This window comes from Pseudomonas sp. BF-RE-25, assembly GCF_019956105.1.
GTDB lineage: Bacteria > Pseudomonadota > Gammaproteobacteria > Pseudomonadales > Pseudomonadaceae > Aquipseudomonas > Aquipseudomonas migulae.
The window spans coordinates 1-2,231 of sequence record NZ_JAHBDB010000094.1; the positions used below are offsets into that span (position 1 = coordinate 1).

The following is a 2,231-nucleotide window of genomic DNA, read 5'->3' on the forward strand; positions in this document are numbered from 1 at the left end:
CGGCGAAGGCGTCTGTGAAATCGCCATCGCCGGAAAGCCGGCTCCTACAAGGTGTTTCAGAGGTATTTGTCAGCGCGCAGCAGGGTTTCCAGGCAATGTTCGGTGATGTGGTAGAAATCCTTCAGCTCCTGAATTTTCACCAACAACTGCGCCGGGTCCACCGGCTCGGCGCGCTTGACCGCCAGGATCATCTTGTTCTTGTTGGTGTGGTCCAGTGAGATGAACTCGAAGACCTTGGTTTCGTAACCGCAGGCTTCAAGAAACAACGCACGCAAACTGTCGGTAACCATTTCCGCTTGCTGACCCAGGTGCAAACCGTATTGCAGCATCGGCTTGAGCAGCGCCGGGCTCTGGATTTGCAGGCGGATCTGCTTGTGGCAGCACGGCGAGCACATGATGATCGACGCGCCGGAACGAATGCCGGTGTGGATCGCATAATCAGTGGCGATGTCGCAGGCATGCAGCGCGATCATCACGTCCAGCTCGCTCGGCGCCACACTGCGCACGTCACCGCACTTGAACACCAGCCCCGGGTGTTCCAGCTTCGCGGCGGCGGCGTTGCACAGGTTGACCATTTCTTCACGCAGTTCGACGCCGGTCACTTCGCCTTCGGCGTTCAAGGTGTTGCGCAAATAGTCGTGGATCGCGAACGTCAGGTAGCCCTTGCCCGAACCGAAGTCCGCGACCCGCACCGGTTTGTCCAGCGCCAGCGGCGAGGTGGTCAGGGCATGGCTGAAGACTTCGATGAACTTGTTGATCTGCTTCCACTTGCGCGACATCGCCGGGATGAGCTCGTGCTTGCTGTTGGTCACACCGAGGTCGGCGAGGAACGGTCGGCTGAGATCGAGGAAGCGGTTTTTCTCGCGGTTGTGCTCGGCGGACGGCACTTCGCGCAATTGCTGAGGTTTGCTCTTGAACAGCGAAGACTTGCCCTTTTTGCTGTATTCGAGCTGGGCTTCGTCGGTCAGCGATAACAAATGCGCATTTTTGAACGAGGCCGGCAGCAACGCGGCGATGGTCGCCACGCCCTCAGCCAGCGGCAGGTTCTTGGTGATGTCGCGGTTTTTGTAGCGGTAGACGAAGGACAGGCAAGGCTGATCTTTGACCGTCAGTTGCTTGATGATCAACCGTTGCAGATCCGCTTCGGTGCCGACGTACTTGGCCAGCACCAGTTTGATGAAGGCATTGGCGTCGAGGCTGGTTTGCAGCAGGTCGATGAACTGGGCATGGTGATCCGGCGCGAGGCTGGCGGGAGTGGCGGTGACGGACATGGAAAAAACGGCCTCGGGCGGAGCGAATCGGGAATGGCGGGTATTTTAGGGGGGATAAGGATTGAGGGCACGGGTAATTTCCCGAACGGTTCAGCATGTGAACGCATTCCCCTGTGGGAGCGAGCCTGCTCGCGATGGTCGTCAACGATGACGCGTGCTGTCTGGGTCAACGCGGAGCCTGTACGTTTTTCGCGAGCAGGCTCGCTCCTACAGGGGAATGCGTCAGCCTAGAACCACCAACCGGTTCGGCAGTTCATTGCGCACGTGGGTCACCGGCACATGCACCTTGAGCAGCTCACCGCACGCTTCCACGCACGTCACAAAACCCTGCAACGTCTGCCCCTGTTTCACCTGCTGGGTGAACGCCGCCACAATGGCGTCCCAGTTCTTGTTGTCCAGCCGTTTGGAAATCCCTTCGTCCACCAGGATTTCCACATAGCGCTCGGCCTCGCAAACGAAAATCAGCATGCCGGTGCTGCCGACGGTGTGGTGCAGGTTTTGCTCCAGGAACTGCCGGCGCGCCAGGTTCGAGGCGCGCCAGTGACGCACCGAGCGTGGGATCAGGTGCGTGGTGACTTTCGGAATGCGGAACACCAGGCACAGCACAATGAAGGTGAGCCATTGCACCAGCAGCAGGCTGTGCATGGTCAGCCAGCCGGTCAAATAATGCACGACACCCGGCACCACCAGCGCCAGCAGGCTGGCCCATAGCAGCGGGATGTACGCATAGTCGTCGGCACGGGCTGCAAGCACCGTCACCAGCTCGGCGTCGGTGTCGCGCTCGACCCGGGCGATTGCCTCGGCGACTTTGCGTTGTTCGTGTTCAGTCAGTAATGCCATGTCTTAAAGTGCTCGTTCATTATTGTTATCACCAGCCGCCCGACGGGTTGTAGTCGCCGAACAAAACGTCGGCGATGGCGTTGCCGCCTTCGGTGCCGCTGAACCAGGTTTCCAGAATCG

The 2,231-nt window shown here is 59.4% G+C and carries 2 protein-coding genes and 1 pseudogene; all 3 read right to left on the minus strand.

Annotated features, from left to right (window positions below; genetic code table 11):
* Positions 1-56: 56 nt before the first annotated feature.
* Positions 57-1,271 (minus strand): class I SAM-dependent methyltransferase, encoded by a 1,215-nt coding sequence (locus tag KGB24_RS28505; RefSeq protein WP_223414058.1) that lies wholly within the window; start codon positions 1,269-1,271, stop codon positions 57-59.
* A 222-nt stretch (positions 1,272-1,493) separates the two neighbouring features.
* Positions 1,494-2,111 carry a TPM domain-containing protein gene (locus KGB24_RS28510; RefSeq protein WP_008025698.1) on the minus strand — a complete coding sequence of 206 codons (618 nt, stop codon included), beginning with the start codon at positions 2,109-2,111 and terminating at the stop codon, positions 1,494-1,496.
* 37 nt (positions 2,112-2,148) lie between these two features.
* A pseudogene (locus KGB24_RS29560) lies at positions 2,149-2,231 on the minus strand (glycoside hydrolase family 3 C-terminal domain-containing protein); the annotation flags it as partial.

Excerpts from the sequence above, each read along its gene's own strand:
- KGB24_RS28510 (WP_008025698.1), bottom strand. The coding sequence starts at position 2,111 with ATGGCATTACTGACTGAACACGAACAACGCAAAGTCGCCGAGGCAATC.
- KGB24_RS28505 (WP_223414058.1), bottom strand. The coding sequence starts at position 1,271 with ATGTCCGTCACCGCCACTCCCGCCAGCCTCGCGCCGGATCACCATGCC.